19 protein-coding genes and 2 pseudogenes are annotated in these 19264 nt (G+C 74.5%); 16 read left to right on the top strand and 5 right to left on the bottom strand.

Annotation, left to right across the window (positions count from 1 at the left end; translation table 11 throughout):
* Positions 1–60: 60 nt before the first annotated feature.
* On the bottom strand, positions 61–993 hold the full coding sequence (locus V2W30_RS20685; protein WP_338703706.1) for a LysR family transcriptional regulator: 933 nt from the start codon (positions 991–993) through the stop codon (positions 61–63).
* An 83-nt stretch (positions 994–1076) separates the two neighbouring features.
* Here V2W30_RS20685 and V2W30_RS20680 point away from each other — a divergent pair.
* Positions 1077–2338, top strand: a pseudogene (locus V2W30_RS20680) (MFS transporter).
* Between the two features lie 49 nt (positions 2339–2387).
* The gene (locus V2W30_RS20675) at positions 2388–3194 is read left to right on the top strand and encodes a DUF4389 domain-containing protein (RefSeq protein ID WP_338698568.1); all 807 of its coding nucleotides are present in this window, start codon (positions 2388–2390) and stop codon (positions 3192–3194) included.
* Between the two features lie 124 nt (positions 3195–3318).
* On the opposite strand, the gene V2W30_RS20670 is transcribed toward V2W30_RS20675, so the two are convergent.
* Together V2W30_RS20670 and V2W30_RS20665 are read right to left on the bottom strand one after the other, a co-directional pair.
* The gene (locus V2W30_RS20670; RefSeq protein WP_338698567.1) at positions 3319–3816 is read right to left on the bottom strand and encodes a hypothetical protein; all 498 of its coding nucleotides are present in this window, start codon (positions 3814–3816) and stop codon (positions 3319–3321) included.
* 1 nt (position 3817) lies between these two features.
* Positions 3818–4648, bottom strand: coding sequence for a hypothetical protein (locus V2W30_RS20665; RefSeq protein WP_338698566.1), 831 nt, complete (start codon positions 4646–4648; stop codon positions 3818–3820).
* A gap of 113 nt (positions 4649–4761) precedes the next feature.
* Here V2W30_RS20665 and V2W30_RS20660 point away from each other — a divergent pair, with 113 nt between their 5' ends.
* The 7 genes and pseudogenes from V2W30_RS20660 (at position 4762) to V2W30_RS20625 (ending at position 10955) form a co-directional block, all read left to right on the top strand.
* Positions 4762–5268, top strand: coding sequence for a hypothetical protein (locus V2W30_RS20660; RefSeq protein ID WP_338698564.1), 507 nt, complete (start codon positions 4762–4764; stop codon positions 5266–5268).
* Positions 5269–5375: 107 nt separating this feature from the next.
* Positions 5376–5564, top strand: a complete 189-nt coding sequence (locus V2W30_RS20655; protein ID WP_338698562.1) for an AsnC family protein — start codon at positions 5376–5378, stop codon at positions 5562–5564.
* Positions 5565–5581: 17 nt separating this feature from the next.
* Entirely contained in the window at positions 5582–6430 is an 849-nt protein-coding gene (locus V2W30_RS20650; RefSeq protein ID WP_338698561.1) for an Lrp/AsnC ligand binding domain-containing protein, read from the top strand.
* A 93-nt stretch (positions 6431–6523) separates the two neighbouring features.
* The gene (locus V2W30_RS20645) at positions 6524–7303 is read left to right on the top strand and encodes a ParA family protein (RefSeq protein WP_338698560.1); all 780 of its coding nucleotides are present in this window, start codon (positions 6524–6526) and stop codon (positions 7301–7303) included.
* On the top strand, positions 7303–8115 hold the full coding sequence (locus tag V2W30_RS20640) for a ParB/RepB/Spo0J family partition protein (protein ID WP_338698559.1): 813 nt from the start codon (positions 7303–7305) through the stop codon (positions 8113–8115). Before V2W30_RS20645 ends, V2W30_RS20640 begins: the two co-directional genes overlap by 1 nt.
* Before the next feature lie 89 nt (positions 8116–8204).
* Positions 8205–9541, top strand: a pseudogene (locus tag V2W30_RS20635) (IclR family transcriptional regulator domain-containing protein).
* 118 nt (positions 9542–9659) lie between these two features.
* Positions 9660–10955 carry a PP2C family protein-serine/threonine phosphatase gene (locus tag V2W30_RS20625; protein WP_338698555.1) on the top strand — a complete coding sequence of 432 codons (1296 nt, stop codon included), beginning with the start codon at positions 9660–9662 and terminating at the stop codon, positions 10953–10955.
* Here V2W30_RS20625 and V2W30_RS20620 read toward each other — a convergent pair.
* Positions 10883–11518, bottom strand: a complete 636-nt coding sequence (locus V2W30_RS20620) for an NAD(P)-dependent oxidoreductase (protein ID WP_338698553.1) — start codon at positions 11516–11518, stop codon at positions 10883–10885. The two genes, V2W30_RS20625 and V2W30_RS20620, sit on opposite strands and share 73 nt — an antisense overlap.
* Positions 11519–11652: 134 nt before the next feature.
* On the opposite strand from V2W30_RS20620, the gene V2W30_RS20615 reads away from it, so the two are divergent.
* Positions 11653–12066, top strand: coding sequence for a hypothetical protein (locus V2W30_RS20615; protein WP_338698551.1), 414 nt, complete (start codon positions 11653–11655; stop codon positions 12064–12066).
* Between the two features lie 7 nt (positions 12067–12073).
* Here the strand turns inward: V2W30_RS20615 and V2W30_RS20610 are convergent, their stop codons facing one another.
* Positions 12074–12520, bottom strand: a complete 447-nt coding sequence (locus tag V2W30_RS20610) for an SH3 domain-containing protein (protein WP_338698550.1) — start codon at positions 12518–12520, stop codon at positions 12074–12076.
* 132 nt (positions 12521–12652) lie between these two features.
* Here V2W30_RS20610 and V2W30_RS20605 point away from each other — a divergent pair, with 132 nt between their 5' ends.
* From V2W30_RS20605 to V2W30_RS20580, 6 genes are all read left to right on the top strand, one after another.
* Entirely contained in the window at positions 12653–13645 is a 993-nt protein-coding gene (locus tag V2W30_RS20605) for an ATP-binding cassette domain-containing protein (protein WP_338698549.1), read from the top strand.
* The gene (locus V2W30_RS20600) at positions 13642–14493 is read left to right on the top strand and encodes an ABC transporter permease (protein ID WP_338698548.1); all 852 of its coding nucleotides are present in this window, start codon (positions 13642–13644) and stop codon (positions 14491–14493) included. Before V2W30_RS20605 ends, V2W30_RS20600 begins: the two co-directional genes overlap by 4 nt.
* A 59-nt stretch (positions 14494–14552) precedes the next feature.
* Complete coding sequence (locus V2W30_RS20595) at positions 14553–15482, top strand: hypothetical protein (RefSeq protein ID WP_338698547.1); 930 nt, start codon at positions 14553–14555, stop codon at positions 15480–15482.
* 162 nt (positions 15483–15644) lie between these two features.
* Entirely contained in the window at positions 15645–16028 is a 384-nt protein-coding gene (locus V2W30_RS20590; protein ID WP_338698545.1) for a DUF7144 family membrane protein, read from the top strand.
* 163 nt (positions 16029–16191) lie between these two features.
* Positions 16192–17166 carry an endonuclease/exonuclease/phosphatase family protein gene (locus V2W30_RS20585; protein WP_338703705.1) on the top strand — a complete coding sequence of 325 codons (975 nt, stop codon included), beginning with the start codon at positions 16192–16194 and terminating at the stop codon, positions 17164–17166.
* 65 nt (positions 17167–17231) lie between these two features.
* Positions 17232–19175, top strand: a complete 1944-nt coding sequence (locus tag V2W30_RS20580) for an FUSC family protein (RefSeq protein ID WP_338698543.1) — start codon at positions 17232–17234, stop codon at positions 19173–19175.
* The last annotated feature ends 89 nt before the right edge of the window (positions 19176–19264 follow it).

The raw sequence follows: 19264 nt of genomic DNA, 5'->3' as shown, positions 1-19264 counted from the left end.
CCGGAGGTCTTCGCCATGATCAAGACCCGCCAGTGTCAACAACGCTCGTGATCAATACACCTAGTCCCAGGCCGGTGTCCAGCGGCTGTCGTCGCCCGGCCGGCCGTCGTACGCGTCCGTCAGATACGCGCGCAGCGCGGCCAGTCCCGGGTGCGGGTTGTCGTCGCGCCAGAGCAGGGAGTGCGGGTACACCGGCGTCGGGCCGTGCACCGGGACCGTACGCAGGTCCAGGCCCGCTGGGTACGCCGGCGGGGTGCGCGGCCCCATGAACGTGGCGGCCGTCGTGGACTCGGCCACCGTCCGCAACAGGTAGTCCGCGCCGAACGACGGACCCGACGTGTCGATGTCGAGGCGGAACACCCGCGCCAACTCGGCGTAGTAGGCAGCCCATTCGCTCCCCTCGGCGAGCCCCGGCATGAGGATGCGCCGCCCGGCGAGGTCCGCCGGGGTGACCGCGTCCGCGTCGGCCAGGGGATGCCCGGCCCCCGTGACCAGGAGCATCGGCTCGTCGTAGACGCGGGCGCTGCGCACGCCGGGCGGCAGCCGGTCCTCGGGCACGCGCCGCGCCCAGAATCCGGCGTCCACACCGCCCTCCCGCACGGCGGCGAGCACGGCCCGCCCGTCCCCCTTGGTCGCCACCACGTCGAGCGGGACGTCGGGGTGCTCCCGGTGGAAGTCCTGGACCAGGCCCGCGACGCTGACCCGGGTGCCCATCACGTCCACGCGCAGCGGCCGCCGGCCCGGCCGCACGGACGCGGCGGCCTTGTCCACGGCCCGCAGGACGGTCTTCGCGTGCGGCAGGAAGGCCTGGCCGTCGAGGGTGAGGCGGGCGCCGCGCGGGGTGCGCGTGAACAGCCGCACCCCGAGCCGCCGCTCCAGGGCGGCGATCCGCTTGGAGGCGGCCTGCTGGCTCACCCCGAGCTCCTGCGCGGCGATCTGTATCTGCCCGTGCTCGGCGACGGCGACAAAGGTGCGTACGGCCTCGACATCCACCTCGCCATACAACCACGGGTTGTATGGCGAGGGCGCGTCGGTTGTTTGATCGGACCCCGCCCGCACCGCTTGGATCGCAGGTCATGACGGGTAAGAGGGACGACGGTCCGGGGCGGGACTTCGGGTGGCTGTGGGCCGCGTACGCGGCGAGCACGGCCGGGTCGGCGCTCGCGCTCGGCGCGTTCCAGCTGATCGCCGTCCTCGCGCTCGACAGTTCACCGGCGCAGGTGTCGTTCCTGGCGGCGGCCGGGCTCGCGGTGGGGGCGGTGGCGGCGGTGCCGCTCGGCCCGTGGGTGGAGTTCCGGCACAAGCGGCCGGTGATGATCGGGGCGGATCTGGCGCGGTGCGCGGCGCTGCTCAGCCTGCCCGCCGCGTACGCGCTCGGTTCGCTCACGTTCGCGCAGCTCGTGCTCGTCTCCGTGGTGGTCGCGGGCGCCGACATCGTCTTCAAGGCGGCGAGCGGCGCGCACCTGAAGGCGCTCGTCCCGGCGGGGAGCCTGATGGCCGCCAACTCCCGCTTCGAGAGCACGATGTGGACGGCCACCGCGCTCGGCCCGCCGCTCGGCGGCGCGGCGATCGGCGTCTTCGGGCCGCTGACGACGGTCGTCGCGGACGCGGTCAGCTATCTGTTGTCGGCGCTCGGCGTCCGGGCCATCAGGGCGCCGGAACCCCCGCCGCCGCGCCGGGCGCGGGAGCGGATCGGCGCCGCGGACATCGCCGAGGGTGGCGCCGCATCTGGGGCGACGCGCGGCTGCGCGGACTGTTCCTCAATACCGTGCTGTTCAACGGGCTCGTCATGGCGGGCGCGCCGCTGCTCACCGTGCTCCTGGTGGGCGACCTGGGGTTCGCGCCGTGGCAGTACGGGCTCGCCTTCGGCGGTCTGCCGTGCCTCGGCGGCCTGCTCGGGGCCCGCCTGTCCCGGCCGCTGGCCGCGCGCTTCGGCGCACGCCGCCTGATCGTGGCCTCCGGGACCGCGCGCGCCGTCTGGCCCGTCGGCCTCGCCTTCATCGGTCCCGGTCCGGCGGGACTCACCGTCGCCGTGCTCGTCGAGTTCGGGCTCGTCACGTGCTGCGGCCTGTTCAACCCGGTCTACGCGACGTACCGGCTGCGGCGGACCGAGCCGGAGCGAGTGGCCCGGATGCTGTCCGCGTGGTCGGTCACCAACAGCGCGGTGACCGCCGCGACGACCGCGCTGTGGGGTGCCGTCGGCGTCCTCGCCGGGACCCGCGAGGCGATCGCCGCCGCCGGACTGCTGATCCTCGCGACGCCTCTCCTACTGCTGCCACTGCGCCGCGCGGAGCCGGTCGACGCCCAGGTCCCCGAGCCCCAACTCCCCGCCACCTGAACAGTCCTCAGCGGATGCCGCCCGCCCCCGCCCTGTGCAGAGTGACGGCATGGCCGCCTCCTCCTCCCCCTACGGCGCCGTCCCCCTGGTTCCCGGTGCCGAACCGCTGCCCGAGCTCGACGTGCCGCCGCCCGGACGGCAGAGCCGGTTCACCGTCCTCGTGCGGCTGCTCCTGCTGCTGCCGCACGCGGTGATCCTCGCGCTGCTGTCCGCCGCGATGCTCTTCGTGACGGCGGCCGCCTGGTGCACGGCGCTGCTGTTCGGCCGGGTCCCCGATCCGCTGGAGCGGCTGCTCGCCGAGTACCTGGGGTACGAGACCCGGGTCAACGCCGCCGCGATGCTCCTGACCGACCGCTACCCGCCGTTCCAGCTCACGGCGACGCCCGGCTACCCGGTGCAGGTGCGGCTCCGCTCGACCGCGCAGAACCGGCTCGCCGTCCTGTTCCGGCTGCCGCTCGCCCTGCCCGCCCTGGTGCTCGGCGCGCTGGCCCTCGCCGGATGGTGGGCGGTGTCGTGCGTGACGTGGCTGGTCGTGCTGGTCCTGGGCCGGATGCCGCAGCCGCTGTTCGAGGCGACGGCGGCGGTCCTGCGGTACCGGATGCGGGTCGCGGCGTACGTGCTGCTCCTGACGTCCTCGTACCCGAAGCGGCTCTTCGGCGACCAGGCGGCGCCGGACGCGGTCCTCGGCACGGTACGGGGCTCCTCCGCGACCCGGCCGCTGTTCCTCGGCGGGACGGCGAAGGTGCTTCTCGGGGCGTTCGTGGCGGCGGGGCTGCTGGGGTGGGGCGGCAACGCGCTGCTGGCGGACGACGCGACACCGACGGAGGCGACACCTTCCGTCTTCGGAACGCCTTGAGACGCCGCGAGACACTTGGCGACGCCGTGCGAATCCTTGAGGCGCCCTGAGATGTCTTGAGGTGTGTTCGAGAGGCCGGCCTCAGAAAGCCCGGTGCCCTTGAGGCGCCGTCGAGCGCGCCTCCTCACGACATCAGGCCCCGCAGCCCCGCGCTCGCCCCTTCCGCGTACGCCTGCGCCCTGCGCTCGGCGGTGAGGCCGGCCGCGAGGGCCGCCTCGCAGCGGCGGCGGACCGGCTCCACGTACGGGTCGAGCGTCCCCGTACCGGAGCGCGACGCGTCGGCCGCGCCGTGCAGCCGGGCCGCGAGAACCGGGTCGCCGGACAGGGCCGCCGCGTCGGCGAGGAGTTCCGCCGCGCACAGGGCGCCGACCACGCTGCCGTACGCGAGGTGCGTACGCAGCGCCGACGCCACCAGGGTGCGGGCCGTGGACACGTCGCCCTCCCAGCGCAGCACCTCGGCCCGCGCGTAGCGCAGCCAGGCGTCCGCCCATTCGTCCCTGGCGCGGCCGGGGCCGGGCGCCTCGGGCTGCGCCGCCTCCAGGGCGGCCTCCGGGTCGGTCCGGGCGAGGGCCAGGGCGAGGGCCGCCCGGCACAGGGCGGGTCCGGGGCCGAAGTCCGTCACGTCACCGATCAGTTCGAGCGCGGCGCGGTACTCGGCGACCGCCGCGTCCGTGCGCCCCTGCCGCAGCGCCAGCGACCCCGCAGGTGCGCGAGGAGGCCGAGGCAGTGGTCGTCGCCGGCCCGCACCGCCGCCGCCCACGCCGTGCCGAGCAGCGGGTCGGCGGCCTCGGGCGCGCCGAGGTCGAGCTCCAGCCACGCGGCGAGCCACAGCGCGCGGGCCGGCGGGGATCGCGGTGCAGGGCGAGGGCGTGGCGCAGCAGGCCGCGGCCCTCCGCGGCCCGGCCGCACGCGGTCCACAGGAACCACAGGGCGACCACGATCTCCAGGGAGGTGCCCGCTTCGGCGTGCGGGGACAGGGGTCCGGTCGCCGGGTCCATCGCGGCCCGCAGGTCGGGGAGTTCACGCAGGGCCAGCGCGCGGGCCTCGTCCTGGCGGCCCGCGCCCCACCACTCGCAGGCCTGCCGGGCGACGCCGAGCGCCCACCTGCGGTGGTGCAGGACGGCGATCCACCGCTCGCCGTTGAGGCCCAACTCCCTTGCTCCCAGAGCCTGTTGAGCGGGCGGCATGCGGTAGCGGTGACCGTCGGCCGCGCCGACGAGGAGCTGCGGCGCGAGCCGGTCGAACACCGCGAGCACCTCGGCCGCGGGCAGCGCCCCGGACCCGCAGACCTCGCGTACGGAAGGGCGGTCGAAGCCGTCGTCCGACGCCGCGAAGACGGCGAGCCTGCGCCACAGCAGCCGTTCCACCCGGGAGCAGCGCGCGTAGGCGTCGGCGGCGGCGCCGAGCTGGGCCTCCCCGGCGGGATGCCCTGCGGATCGGCGCCCACGGCCCACTCCCGGGCGGCTTCGAGGAGCGGGCCGGGCACCCCGGCGAACCGGCGGCACAGGGCCGCCACGCCCTGCGGGTCGCGGGCCACGGCCGCCTCCCCGAGCTCGCCCGCGACCAGTTGCACGGCCTCGTACCGGCCGATGTCCTCGACGGCGCATCCGGCGGGCGGCACCGTCAGGGGTGGCACGACCACCACGGACTCGCCGCGCAGATGGCGGGGGCGGTCGGCGACGACCAGGATCGTCAGCTCGGGCAGTTCGAGCAGCAGCGACGCGACGAACGCGGTGCCAGCGCCGCCGAGCAGTTCCCAGTCGTCGAGGACCAGGAGCGCGCCGGGCCGGTCCGCGAGCCGGTGCCGCAGCCGCCCGGCGACGCCGTCGAGCAGCTCGGGGTCGTGGTCGCGGCCCGACTCCGTGACCACGTCGCCCCGCGTCTGCGCGGCGGCCTCGCGGGCGAAACGGGTGCGGCCGACCCCCGGCAGTCCGGTCAGGGACACCAGGCGGGCGGTGGCGAGGCGGGCCAGGACGGCGGCCAGCTCTCGGCTCCGCCCGACGAGATGTCGGTGCACGGTTTCGTCCCGTTCCATGAAGCTGATCCCCCGATTCCGGATTTAAGGCACGCTTAATGGTCGGTGGGGCGGCGTGCCCTATTGAATGCATATGCCTGAGGCTCATGTTCGTACCGCGCAGCGGACTTGCCCGGCGTAGTCGGGACAACCACCGAGGAGAGTTCGTGCGCACACGGGAATCCGCCGTTTCGGAGGCGGACCTCACGCTGATCCACGCATTGCAGATCGCCCCGCGCGCCAGCTGGGCGCAGCTGGCGGCGACGCTGGGCCCCTCCGCCGAGACGCTCGCCCGGCGCTGGAGCCGCCTCACCGCGCGCGGCCACGCCTGGGCGGGGGTGCTCCCGGGGCGCTGATCAGCGGCAGCCCGGCGGTGACCAGCGCGTGGATACGGATCGAGTGCGCGGCCGGCACGGTCCTCGACACGGCGGCGGCGCTCGTCGGCGACCCGGGCGTCCTGACGGTGCAGCACATCACCGGCGGCGCCGACCTCGTCGCCTTCCTGGCCTGCCCGGACGCGACCGCCCTCGACCGCTACCTCGTCGAGCGGCTGCACCGGCTGCCCGGCGTCCGCGCCACCCGCACCCACGTCGTCACGGGGGTCTACGGCTCCGCGCACCCGCCGCCCCTCAACCAGCTCACCCCTCAACAGCTGCGCCGCGTAAGGGAGTTGCACCCTCGCGCCGCTCGCTCGGGCAGGGCCGCGCCGCCGTCCGGGCCGCCCGACGCGCTCGACCAGCGGCTGCTGCTCGCCCTCGGCGCCGACGGCCGCGCCGGCGTCGCGGCGCTCGCCAAGCAGGTCGGCTCCAGCGAGTCGACCGTGCGCCGGCGCCTGACCCGGATGGAGGCGACCGGCGCGCTGCTCTTCCGCACCGAGGTGGCGCCGCACACCTCGGGACGTCCCGTGTGGTGCCTGGTCTGCGCCGAGGTGCCGCCGGAGCAGGTGGCGTCGGCGGCGGCGTCCATCGCCCGGCTGCGCGAGACCCGGACGGTCACCGCGGTGACCGGGCCGCACAACCTGTTCATCAGCGGCCGGCTCGGCCGCGTCGAGCAACTCCCCGAGTACACGCAGAAGCTGACCCACAAGGCGCCCGGCCTGCGGGTCGCCGACACGGTGCTCGCGCTGCGCGTGCACAAGGTCAACGCGCACGTGCTGGGCGCGGACGGGCTGCGCGAGGGCTTCGTCCCGCCGGACATCTGGGGCATCTCCCCGGCCGCGTGACGGCGTGTACACCCCGCGTCGCCCCGGCGGCGCTGCCACAGTGACCACGAACACTCGCCCCAAACACCCCTTTACTCCTGTCAGGGAGCATTCGTGGCACACGTACACGTGATCCTCAATCAGAAGGGCGGCGTCGGAAAGTCCACGCTCGCCGTGAACCTCGCCGCCGTCACCGCGGACGTCCTCGGCGGGGGCCGACAGGACGGGGACGGACAACCGCCCGTCGTCGCCGTCTCCATCGACCCGCAGGGCTCCGCCGTGTGGTGGTCGGAGCGCGTCGGCGACGGCCTGCCCTTCGACTTCGTGCAGGCCCACGACGACCTCGCGGGCCTGGCCGCCCTGTCCCGCATCCCGTCCGCGCAGCACGTCTTCGTCGACACCCCGGGCTGGCTCGACCTCGCCGAGGACGACGGCGCGGACCCCCTCGGCAAGGGCGCGGCGGCCGACGCGCTGCGCGCCGTGCTCTCCAACGCCACCGACGTCATCGTCCCCGTCGAGCCGGAGCCGCTCGGCTTCCAGCCGACGCAGCGCACGGTGGAGCGGGTCGTGAAGCCGCGCGGGCTGCCCTTCCGCGTCGTCATCAACAACTGGGACCCGCGCGACGGCAAGTCCGACCTGGAACAGACCCGCGCGTTCGTCCAGGGCCAGGGCTGGCCGCTGGCCCGTACCGTCGTGCGCCACTACAAGCTGCACACCCGCGCCAGCGCCGACGGCCTCGTCGTCACGCAGTACGGCGCCAACAAGGTCGCCCTCCAGGCCCGCGAGGACTTCTTCCGGCTCGCCCTCGAGGTGGGGCTCGCGGCGATCCCGAAGCCCGCGCGCAAGCCGCGTACCAAGAAGGCCGCCGGGAGCAAGAAGAAGGTGACCGCCTGATGGGACGCCGTACCGACCTGTCGTCGCTGCTGTCCACCACCACGGACGGCCAGGAGACCGCACCGGCCCCGCGCGCGGCCCGCGACAGCAAGCCGCTGACCGTCCGCGTCGCCGACCTCACCGAGAACCCCGACAACCCGCGCCACGAGCTGCGCGACCTCGACGGGCTCGCCGAGACCGTGCGCGAGCGGGGCGTCCTCCAGGCCCTCGGCGTCGTCCCCGCCGCCGTCTTCCTCGCCGCCCACCCGCACCACGAGAAGGCCGTCGGCGCGGCCCCGTACGTCGTGCTGCACGGCCACCGGCGGCTCGCCGCCGCGAAGATGGCGGGCCTGGACGAGGTGCCCGTGCTCGTCCGGCAGGACGCGACGCGCTCCGACGAGGACGCGCTCATCGAGAACGTCCAGCGCGACGACCTCACCGAACTGGAGCAGGCCCAGGCCATCCAGGGCCTGATCACCGCGTACGGCTACTCGCAGCGGCAGGTCGCGGCCCGGATCGGCAAGACCCAGGGGTTCGTCTCGCAGCGCCTGTCCCTGATGAGGCTCCGCGACGACCTCCAGGAGGCGCTCGCCGACGGCCGTGTCTCCGTCGAGGACGCCCGCCGCATCGCACGCCTGCCCCGGGACGAGCAGTCGCTGCCCGGCGAGACGGACACCCCGACGGTCCCCTCCGCCCGCAAGGAGAAGCGCGGCCGTGATTACGGCGTAATCAGGATCGACAGCCGGGGCACCCCGGAGGAGGTCGTGGAGGCCCTGCGCCGCCACCTCGCCCCGGCGACGCTCGACCGCGTCCTGGAACTGCTCGGCCGCTGAGCGGGCCCGCCGTCGCTTACGGTGGCCCCGTGCTCGAAGTGTCGTCCGCGTCCGTGACCCCGCCGCCCGCCGAGGCCGTCGCCCCGCTGATGCGCGGCCTCGACGTCCTGCGGATCCTCACGGACGCCGAGAACGGGGCCGGCACCCTCGCCCTCGCCGAACTCGCCAGGGCCACCGGCCTGGCCCGCTCCACGGTCGACCGGATCTGCGCGACGCTGGCCCACCTCGGGTACGTACGCCTCGACGGGCGCGACGCGTCCCTCGCCCCGCCGCTGATGGCCGTCGCCAACGCCTGCCTGGACGCGCTGCGCGTCCCCGGGCTGCTGGGCCCGCTCGCCGACCGGCTCGCCGACGCGCTCGACGAGTCCGTCTCCCTCGCCGTCCCGGACGGGGACGACATCCGCTTCGTGCACCAGGTGCTGCGCCGCCGCGCCCTGTCCATCAGCTTCCGCGTGGGCGATCTGCTGCCGGGCGAGGGGTCCGCGCCGGGCCTGGTCTTCCGGCGTGGGCTCCCCTGGGCGGTCGACGACCAGTTGGTGGAGCGGGGGCTGATCGCGGTCGCGGTACCGGTGCACGGGCCCGACGGCGCCGTGGTCTGCGCGGTGAGCGTCGTCAGCCATACCAGCCGGCACTCGGCGCAGGGCCTCGGCGAGGCGGTACGAGAGCCCCTGGAGGCGTGCGTACGGGAGATGGAGCGGCTGCTGGCCCAGCCCGCCGCCGCGCCGCGGGAACCCGCCCCCGCCGCCTCGCCCGCCGGGGACGCGCCCGTCGTGTCCCTCGCGCGCGGCCTCAGCGTCCTCACCGCCTTCGACGCCGCGCACCCGTCGCTGTCGCTCAGCCGGATCGCCGACGCCACCGCCCTCCCCGCGCCACGGCCCGCCGCGCGCTCCTCACGTACGAGCACCTCGGCTACGTCACCCACCGGGACGGCGCGTACCGGCTCACCCCGCGCGTCCTCGGCCTGGGCTGCGCCCCGCTGTCGCGTACGACGCTGCCGCGCATCGCCGCGCCCCATCTCGCCGCGCTGTCCGAACGGCTCGGGGAGTCCGTGGGGCTCTCCGTGCGGGACGTGGACGCCGTGCGCTGCACCGCTCGGGTGACGCCGCGCCGGGTGATGAGCGTCGACATCGGCGTCGGCTCCCGGCTGCCCGCGGCGGTCACGGCCGCCGGACGGGTGCTGCGGGACGGCACGGACGGCACGAGCGGCGTCGCCCTGGCGGTCGTGGACGGACCCGAGGACGGGCTGCGGTCGATGGCGGTGCCGGTGCGGGACCGGGCCGGGCGCATCGTGTCGGCGCTCGACGTGACCGCCCACCAGGGGCGCGGCGGGGACGCCGGATGGCGGGACGCGCTGCGGGCGGCCGGGGCGCGGATCGAGGCCGACCTGCACGTGACGTCACGGTTCGTGACGGTGCCGGTCCTCTGAGACCTCCGGTGCCGGGCAACCGCACCGTGCGATGAGACGCGTCTCTCATCGCCGTGCGCGCGGGGACGGACCTTAGGCCCTACTCGGGGCGCCGAATGCCCCGCACTCTGCTTAGGTCATGCCTTTTCGCAGCTCCAGCAGCTACTACCAGCCCCCGACCCGTGGCGGACGGCCCGGAGCCGCCCGGCCCACGGGCGGCTGGCTCACGACCGTCGTGCTCGTCGCGTTCATGGTCATCGGCATCACCTCCCTCGACGTGGCCACGCCCACGGACTTCCGGGCCCGCGCGCTGTTCGGCCTGGTGCCGATCGTCGTGGGGCTGCTCGCGTCCGTCATGACGACGGCGACGGTCACCGGCCTGCTCTTCGCCTCGTACATCAGCCTCGCCGTGTGGCAGCCCGCTCCGTCGGGCGGTATCGCCGTGCTCGGCCCGTTGATGATGGGCACCGGCGGTCTGCTCGGCGTACTCGTCTCGCGCCGCAGGGAGAAGCAGCAGAGCCGGCTGCGGATCCTCACGGAGATCGCCGAGGCCACCCAGCGCGCGGTGATGCGGGTGCTGCCCGAGCGGATCGGGACCGTGCACATCGCCGACTTCTACCAGCCCGCCGCCCGGTCGGCCCGGGTCGGCGGCGACTGGTACGACTTCCAGCCCTCGCCGCACGGCCTGCGCGCGGTGCTCGGCGACGTCAGCGGCAAGGGGCTGAGCGCCGTCTCGGCGTCGTCGGCGCTGCTCGCCGCGTTCCGTGAGGCCGCGTACCACGAGGCGCCCCTGTCCGAGGTGGCCCGCCGCCTGGAGATCGCGATGCAGCGCTACAACGCGTGGAGCCGGATGACGACCCAGGACGCCGAGCGCTCCGACGCCTTCTCCACGGCGCTGCTGCTGCACTTCCCGACGGACCCGGCGGCGGAGTACGTCGACATCGTCGACTTCGGCCACGAGCCGCCGCTCGTCGTCACCCCCGACGGCCGGGTGCGCACCCCCGAGCTGTCGACCGCCCTGCCGCTCGGCATGGGGACGCTCGGCGTGGACGCGCCGGTGGCGACCCGGCTGCCGCTGCGGCCCGGGGACACCCTGGTGCTGTTCACCGACGGCGTCACCGAGTGCCGGGACGCGGACGGCGTGTTCTACCCCGTACGGGAACGGATGGCGGAGCTGGTCACGGCGCGGATCGCGCAGGAGCCGCCCGGTGAGCTGCTGCGGCTGATCGCCGAGGACCTGCACGCGCACCGGCACGGCTCGCCCGCCGACGACGCGGCGATCACCGTGATCCGGCGCACGGCGGTGCCCGCGAGCGCGTTCGTGGGCGGCGAGGACGCCGCGCTGTACGAGGCGCGTCCCGATCAGTACGCGACCGACATACGCCCCCTGGAGTGCGCGTCCCGCTCGATCTCGTCCACGAAGGCGACCGCGTAGTCCTCCGCGCTGATCCGGCTGTTGCCGTCCGCGTCCGTCATGAGCCGGTCGCCGCCGACGCGGAAGTCGCCGGTGCGCTCGCCCGGCCCGATGTCGGCCGCCGGGGAGATGTACGTCCAGTCCAGGTCGTCGACCGTGCGCAGGTACTCCAGGACGTCGCGCTGCGCGAGCGCCTCGCCGAGGAAGGCGTCCGGGAAGCCCGGCTGATCGGCGAGGGCCTGTCCGGGGGCGACCTCCAGGCTGCCCGCGCCGCCCACGACGACCAGCCGGGACACCTCCGACCCGCGGACACCGTCGACCAGGCACTCGTTCAGCGCGAGGAACGGGGCCCGGGGGTCGGAGCCGTCGCGCGGCGGGGAGACGGCGGAGCCCACGGCGTCGTGCCCCGGGACCAGTTCCGCGACCTTCGCCGGGTCGCGGAGGTCCGCGGCGACGGCGGTGGCACCCGGCGCGGGCACGGCCCCGGAACGGCTGACAGCGGTGACCTGGTGGCCACGGGCCAGGGCCTCGGCGGCGATACGGCTGCCGACCATGCCGGTGGCGCCGAAGAGCAGGATGTTCATGGGCTCAGCGAAACACGGCGGCCCCCGCCCCGCATGTTGCGGAACACGCGCCGTGAGCGGTCAATGGAAGGCGGGGCGGGGCACCCGAGAGCCGGGGGCGGGGGGCTTCAGGGGGGCCAGAGAAAGGAGCCGTCATGGCTCAGCACGCGGCACCCGCGCCCCGTCGGACCGGCGGCGCGACCCTCTCCCCGACCAGCGCGGCCGTCGTCGTCCCGGTCCTCACCGGCATCGCGTACGGCTTCTGGGCGGCGAACATCCAGCGCTACGGCGGCGAGGTCACCGGCGGCAACATCGCCCTGGGCTTCGTCACCGGCATCATCGTCGCGGCCCTGTGCCTCGGCATCCATCAGTGGTCGAGGCAGCAGGCGGGCCGGCACTTCGTCACGCGGGCCGGGGTCTGGGCGGTCTTCGCGGGCATCGCCGTCGGCTTCCTGCAGAGCCTCGCGAACGGCGCGATCCTGTGGTCGGTGGTGCTCGGCGGGATCGTCGCGGCGTCCACCTTCGTGGCGACCTACTACCGCTACTACTCGTCGAACGAGTACGCGTAGCCCGCGCTCAGTAGATGACCCCGAACTCCACGCGGTAGTCCGAGCGGAACCACCAGCCGCTCGGGCTGCCGCCCTGCTGCTGGTCGGGCGGGCACGGCACCGACGAGCCGTCGCAGCGCGGCACGGAATGGCCGCCGGTGTCGACATAGGCGGCGCTGGCCCAGCCGTGGGCGCCCGTGAACCAGTACCAGGTCGGGTCCCCATGGACGTACGAGCCGCTCGTCGCGCACTCGATGCGGTCCACGCTGCCCGGCGCGAGACGGTAGACGACCGGATCCGACGTGCTGGGCCCGGACCGGAGGTTGAGGTCGCCGTGCGAGACCACGGTGCCCCAGACGACGTCGCCGCCGCTGTTCGCGCTCGCTGGCGCGGCGGCTGTCACGGCGAGCACTCCGCCCGCGAGGACGGTCGCCGCGGCCACGGCGATCGGAGTCTTTCGGCTGGTCCGGCGCATGATCGGCCTCCTAGCTCCCCCTGTCCAGGAAACACCCGTTCGGCCCAGTGCTCCACCCGGGGCCCCGCGCGCCGATGAGTTCCCGAGGCGCCGCCGGTCTGCATCTGTGACGTACCGAGAGGGGCATCGACCATGAGCGACACGGGAACCCACGGCCTGGCCATCGAGACAGCGGGGCTCGTCAAGACCTTCGGCGACAACCGCGCCGTCGACGGGGTGGACCTGACCGTCCCGGCCGGCACGGTCTACGGCGTGCTCGGGCCGAACGGCGCGGGCAAGACCACCACCGTCAAAATGCTCGCCACGCTGCTGCGGCCCGACGCGGGCGAGGCGCACGTCTTCGGCCACGACGTGGTGCGCGAGGCCGACGCGGTCCGCTCGCGGGTGAGCCTGACCGGGCAGTACGCGTCCGTCGACGAGGACCTGACCGGCCACGAGAACCTGGTGCTGCTGGCCCGCCTCACCGGCCACGGCAGGAAGCCGGCGGCCGCGCGCGCCGATCAACTCCTCGGCGCCTTCGGCCTGTTGGAGGCGGCGGGCCGCCAGGTGAAGAACTACTCGGGCGGCATGCGGCGCCGCATCGACATCGCCGCGTCCATCCTCAACACCCCGGACCTGCTCTTCCTCGACGAGCCGACCACGGGTCTCGACCCGCGCAGCCGCAACCAGGTGTGGGAGATCGTGCGCGCCGTCGTCGCCCAGGGCACGACCGTGCTGCTCACCACCCAGTACCTGGACGAGGCCGACCAGTTGGCGAGCCGGATCGCCGTCATCGACAAGGGCCGGGTCATCGCCGAGGGCACCAAGGGCGAGCTGAAGGCGTCGGTCGGCGCGGGCGCCATCCACGTACGGCTGCGCGACGCGCACCGGCGGCCGGACGCCCAGCGGCTGCTGACGACCGTGCTCGACGCGCAGGTGCAGCTGGAGCCGGACCCGGTGGCGCTCACCGCGCGCGTCGCGGCCGGCGACCGCGACGCCGCCGAGCAGGCCTCGCGGGCCCTGGCCGAACTGGCCGCCGCGGGCATCACCGTCGACAACTTCGCCCTGGGCCAGCCCAGCCTCGACGAGGTGTTCCTGGCCCTGACCGACCAGCCCGCACCGTCTTTCGAGGAGGCGACGGCATGAGCACCGCGACCACCCCCACCGACGCCCAGGAACTCACGCCGGTCAGCGCCGACTCCCTGGCCGAACTGCTCGTCGCCACCGAGCGCCCGCCGCGCCCCGGCGCCGTGGCCGCGTCGCTCACCTTCGGCTGGCGCGCCGTCCTGCGGATCAAGCACGTGCCGGAGCAGCTCTTCGACGTCACGGCGTTCCCGATCATGATGGTGCTGATGTACACGTACCTGTTCGGGGGCGCGCTGGCCGGCTCGCCGTCCGCGTACATCCAGTACCTGCTGCCCGGCATCCTCGTGATGTCGGTCGTGATGATCACGATGTACACCGGTGTCTCGGTCAACACGGACATCGAGAAGGGCGTCTTCGACCGCTTCCGTACGCTGCCGATCTGGCGCCCGGCGGTCATGGTCGGCTATCTGCTCGGCGACGCCCTGCGCTACACGATCGCGTCCGCCGTGATGCTCGCCGTCGGCCTGATCATGGGCTTCCGGCCGGACGGCGGCGTCCTCGGGGTGCTCGCGGGCGTGGCCCTGCTGCTGGTCTTCTCGTTCGCGTTCTCGTGGATCTGGACGATGTTCGGGCTGCTGCTGCGCACCGAGAAGTCGGTGATGGGCGTCAGCATGATGGTGATCTTCCCGCTGACGTTCCTCAGCGACATCTTCGTGAAGCCCGAGACGATGCCGGGCTGGCTCCAGGCCTTCGTCAACAACAACCCGGTGACCCATGTCGCGTCCGCCGTGCGCGGCCTGATGGAGGGCGACTGGCCGGTCGACGAGGTGCTGTGGTCGCTCGGCTGGGCGGCGGTGCTCGTCGCGGTGTTCGGGCCGGTGACGATGCGGCTCTACAACCGCAAGTAGGTAGTCCGTATGCAGGCACCCCGGTCGCGCGCGGCGCGGCCGGGGCCTTGCCTGGAACGGTGATCCGAAGAACCGCCTCCGCCGTCCTGCTGGTCCTCGCCTGTCTGCTGGTCCCCCTCGGCACGCTCTCCACCTGGGCGAAGTACGAGATCGGGGACAGCGACCGGTACGTCGCCACGATGGCGCCGCTCGCCACGGACCCGGACGTACAGAGCGCCGTGGCGGACGCGGTGACCACCGGGATCATGGAGCAGATCCAGGTCGGCCCGCTCCAGTCGACGCTGGAGCAGTACCTGCACGACGCGGTCGTCTCGTTCACGGACACCGCCGCCTACCGGAAGGCCTGGGACACGGCGAACCGGGCCGCCCACGACGCCGTGCAGCAGGCGCTCGACGACGGCAGCACCGGCGACGTCACGCTCGATCTGGCGCCCGTCACCGAGCAGGTCAAGCGGCAACTGGAGTCCGACCACGTGCCGTTCGCCGGGCAGATCCCCGTCACCCACACCGAGATCACGATCCTGTCCGCCGGCGACCTCGACCAGTTGCGCAAGGGACTCCACATGCTCCAGGTCGCGGGCCTCTGGCTGCCCCTCGCCGCTCTCGTGTTCACGGTCGCGGGCCTGCTGCTCGCCGTCCGGCGCGGGCGCGCGCTCGCCGCGACCGGGATCGGCATGGCGCTGGGCGCGGCGGCCCTCCTGATCGCGCTGACCGTCGCCCGCTCCCTCACCCTCGGCGACCTCGCGAACGACGCGGACCGGGCGGCGGCCGGCGCGGTGTACGACGCGCTGACCTCGTCGATGCGGACGGTGTCGTGGGTGATCGTGGGGCTCGGCCTGGTGGTGGCGGCGGGCGCGTGGCTCGGCGGCCGGACCGGGCTCGGCGGACGGTTCGCCGGTCGGCGGCGCTCCGCGTCCCGCGCCGGACAGCCACCCGTTCAGCCGCGCACCGAGTGCCGCGCGGCGACACCGGGACGAGCATTCCCGTGACGCGACGCTAGGAGGGACCCTCATGAGCGAGACCCCGAACACCCCGCCCATCCCGCCCACCTCGAACACGGCGCCGCCGCCCCGCCGCCGCCTCCGCCGCACCACGAGCCCGACCCGACGCGCGGCGAGGGCACCGGCAACGCCTGGGCCGAGGGCGGAACCGTGTTCGCCGGCGTCCTGATGCTCGTCACCGGCGTCCTCGGCATCCTGAACGGCATCGCGGGTATCGCCGAGGACGACGTGTACGGGCGGATCGGCGACTACGTCTACGCCTTCGACCTCACCACGTGGGGCTGGATCCACCTGATCATCGGCGTCCTCGTGGCGCTGACCGGCTGGGGCATCCTGAAGGGCGCGGACTGGGCGCGCGGCGCGGGCATCGGCCTGGCCGCGCTGACCATCATCGAGTACTTCATGTTCCTGCCGTACGCGCCGATCTGGTCGATCATCGCGATCGGCCTCGCCGTCTTCGTCATCTGGGCGCTGGTGACGCGGCCCGGCCCGGTGGTCACGAAGTCCGACCCGCCCAGGGCGAAGGCCGCCTGACGGCAACCGCCCGGTCCGCCGTCCCGTCTTTCCAGGGGGATCTCCGCAAGGATCCAGCACGGGAGGCCGGGACGTGGACCAGGGGCACACCACCGACGAGGCGCCCGGCGCCGCGCGGTACGCACCGCGCGGCGCCGGGCGGAAGAAGGGGCGGCCAAGCTCCGTGGAGGGGCGGCGGGCCACGAGGAGGCGCGTGAGCAGGGCGGGCGCCTGGGCCGCGGGGCTGCTGCTGGCCGGGGTGAGCGCCGTCGTCGGCTGCCGCCTCGCCGACACCGACGGGTTCACGCCCGTACCGCAGCTCCTCGCGTTCCTGCCGTGGCTGGTCGCCCCGGCCGCGGCGGCGCTGCTGATCGCGCTCCTCGCCCGCTGGCGCACCGGCCTGGTGTGGGGCGCCGTCGCGCTCGGCGCCCTCGCCTGGTGCGTCCAGCCGTACGGGACGGACGACGAGGCGAGCGGGCCGCCCGTCTCCGGCGTCCGTGTCCTCGCGTCGAACGTGCAGTTCGGGCGGGGGACCGACGCGCTGATCGACGCGATCACCGCGCACGAGCCGGGCCTCGTCTTCGTGGAGGAGTGCGACTACGGCTGCCAGGACGCGCTGGGCCGCGACTCCCTGGAGACCGCGTACCCGTACCGGCGGGCCGTGCGCGCGGGCGGCTCCGAGGGGTCGACGATCCTCAGCAAGTTCCCGCTGAAGGCCGCGCCGGGCGTCACCGGGACCATGGGCATGCCGGGCGCGACGGCCGATGTGCTCGGGCATCCGGTGCGGCTCCAACTGGCGCATCCGATGCCGCCGTTGCCGCGGCAGGTCGGCGTGTGGCGGCGCGAGCTGGGGCGGCTCGCGGACGCCGCGGGCGCGGCGGACGGGCCGGCCATCATGGCCGGTGACTTCAACGCGACCCAGGACCACGCCGCGTTCCGCCGGATCCTCGACGCGGGGTCCCTGCGGGACGCGAGCCGGCTGACGGGGGACAGCCGCAGGGCCAGCTGGCCGTCGACGGCCCCCCGGCAACTGGGCACGCAGATCGACCATGTGCTGGTGAGCGCGGAGTTCTCGGTGCAGGACGTACGGTTCCTGACGCTCGCGGACACCGATCACCGGGCGGTGCTCGTGGATCTGACGCTGCACAGGACGCCGTGAGACCGGCCGCCCGAAGATCGCGTACGGCGTGCGCCGGCGGCGGGCACTGATCGCATACTGGGCCTATGCCGCCCCACCTGACGCCCCCGGACTGGCTGGTCAGAACCCTCAAGCCGCAGCGCGCGGCCGGTGTTCCGTGGGCGGCGGTGACCCGGGCCGCGATCGCGATGTCCGCCCCGCTGGCCGTGGGGCTCGCCACCGACCGGTTCGCGTACGGCGCGCTCGCCTCGATGGGCGCCCTGTCCGGCGTCATCGGCGACACGGCCGACGCGTACCGGATGCGGGTCTTCAACATCGCGGTGCCGCAACTGTTCGGCGCGGTCGGGGTGACGGTCGGCTCGCTGGTGTTCGGGCAGGGCTGGCTCGCGGTGATCGTCGTCACCGCCGTCGCGCTCGTCTCCGGGATGATCTCGACGATCGGCGCGGTCGCGTCCGTCTCCGGTCTGCTGCTCCTGCTCAACTGCGTGGTGGGCGCGGGCCTGCCGATGCCCGGCGACTGGTGGCTCGCGCCGCTCCTGATGACGAGCGGCGGCCTCCTCGTGCTGCTCCTCGCCCTGCTCGCCTGGCCGCTGCGCTCCAAGGTCCCCGAGCGGGCGGCGGTCGCGGCGACGTACCGCGCGGTCGCCAACCTCCTGGAGGCGGCGGGCACCGACGCCCTCACGTACGCGGAGACCCGCCTCGCCGTCACCCAGTCCCTCAACCAGGCCTACGACCTGGTGCTCGCCCGGCGCACCCTCGCGCACGGCCGCAACCCCGAACTGGTCCGCCTGGTGAGCCAGTTGAACGCGGTCACGCCGATCGTGGAGGCCGCCCCCGCCGCCCATCACGCCGGGGCCCCGCTGCCGCCGGGCGTCCCCGACGCCGTACGCCTCCTCGCCGACACCATCGCCTCGGGGCGGGTGCCGAAGGAGGCCGCGCTCGATCTGCCGGAGGCGCCGGACCCCGCCTCGCGCGCCGTCGACCACGCGCTGCGGCACGCCGCCGAGGTCGCGTCGCGGCGCGGGGACGCCGACTTCACCAACGTCGACGACCGGCTCGGCCGCCCGGCGGCGCTGCGCGTCCGCGCCCGCCGCGGCGCCCGCAACGTCCTGCTGTCCGGCGCCTCCTGGCGCTACGGCCTGCGCCTCGCGCTGTGCATCGGCATCGCGCAGGCGCTCGTCTCGATCGTGCCGGTGCCGCGCTCGTACTGGGTGGCGCTGACCATCACGTTCGTCATGAAGCCGGACTTCGGCTCGGTGTTCTCGCGGGCCGTGCTGCGCGCGCTCGGCACGGCGGCGGGCCTCGTCGTGGCGGCGGCCGTGCTCGCCGAGGTGCCCATGGGCTGGTGGGACGTGCCGGTGATGATGCTGCTCGCGCCGCTCATCCCCGCGCTCACCCCCCGCGGCTACGGCTTCCAGACGGCGGCCATCACACCGGTGATCCTGCTCCTGTCGGACATCCTCAACCACCAGGGCACGGCCCTGCTGTGGCCCCGGCTCCTGGACAGCCTGATGGGCTGCGCCATCGCGCTCGTCGCGGGCTATCTGCTGTGGCCGGAGAGCTGGCACACCCGGATCGGCGACCGGCTCGCGGACGCGGTCGCGGACACGGCGGGGTACGTGGAGTGCGCGTTCGGCGCCACGGAGGACCCCGCCGCGCGGGCCCGGATGCGGCGCCGCCTGTACCGGGACCTGTCCGTCATCCGCACCGAGTTCCAGCGGGCGCTGACCGAGCCGCCGCCCACCGGGAAGCGGGCGGCGGCGTGGTGGCCGCTGGTCGTCGCCGTCGAACGGATCGTGGACGCGACGACGGCGGCGCGGGTGCGGGTACGGCACGGGGCGGCCGCGCCGGACACCGTCGAGGTGACCCATGTCGCGGGCCAGCTGCGGGAGCTGGCGGACGGGCTGCGGGCCTCGGAGATCCTGGAGGAGGTCAGGGCGGACTTCGGCGGCGCCGGACCGCAGGACGGGGTCCTGGAACACGTACGGCAGGAGGTGGCGGCGGCGCGGGCGATCGCGGCGCCGCGGTGACAGGGGCAGCGGGGGCGGCCGGGGCACCCTGGTGGTGGGGGCGGCCGGGCACCCGGGCGGCGGGGCGGTCGGCCGGGCCGTGGCATTTG

The organism is Streptomyces sp. Q6, assembly GCF_036967205.1.
Classification (GTDB): domain Bacteria; phylum Actinomycetota; class Actinomycetes; order Streptomycetales; family Streptomycetaceae; genus Streptomyces; species Streptomyces citrinus.
This window is presented reverse-complemented; position numbering and strand designations above follow the sequence as displayed.

What these genes read in the sequence shown, in the direction of transcription:
- V2W30_RS20615 (WP_338698551.1), top strand. Translation starts at nt 11,653, where the DNA reads ATGGCTCAGCACGCGGCACCCGCGCCCCGTCGGACCGGCGGCGCGACC.
- V2W30_RS20610 (WP_338698550.1), bottom strand. Translation starts at nt 12,520, where the DNA reads ATGCGCCGGACCAGCCGAAAGACTCCGATCGCCGTGGCCGCGGCGACC.
- V2W30_RS20625 (WP_338698555.1), top strand. Translation starts at nt 9,660, where the DNA reads ATGCCTTTTCGCAGCTCCAGCAGCTACTACCAGCCCCCGACCCGTGGC.
- V2W30_RS20640 (WP_338698559.1), top strand. Translation starts at nt 7,303, where the DNA reads ATGGGACGCCGTACCGACCTGTCGTCGCTGCTGTCCACCACCACGGAC.
- V2W30_RS20580 (WP_338698543.1), top strand. Translation starts at nt 17,232, where the DNA reads ATGCCGCCCCACCTGACGCCCCCGGACTGGCTGGTCAGAACCCTCAAG.
- V2W30_RS20600 (WP_338698548.1), top strand. Translation starts at nt 13,642, where the DNA reads ATGAGCACCGCGACCACCCCCACCGACGCCCAGGAACTCACGCCGGTC.
- V2W30_RS20620 (WP_338698553.1), bottom strand. Translation starts at nt 11,518, where the DNA reads ATGAACATCCTGCTCTTCGGCGCCACCGGCATGGTCGGCAGCCGTATC.
- V2W30_RS20675 (WP_338698568.1), top strand. Translation starts at nt 2,388, where the DNA reads ATGGCCGCCTCCTCCTCCCCCTACGGCGCCGTCCCCCTGGTTCCCGGT.
- V2W30_RS20605 (WP_338698549.1), top strand. Translation starts at nt 12,653, where the DNA reads ATGAGCGACACGGGAACCCACGGCCTGGCCATCGAGACAGCGGGGCTC.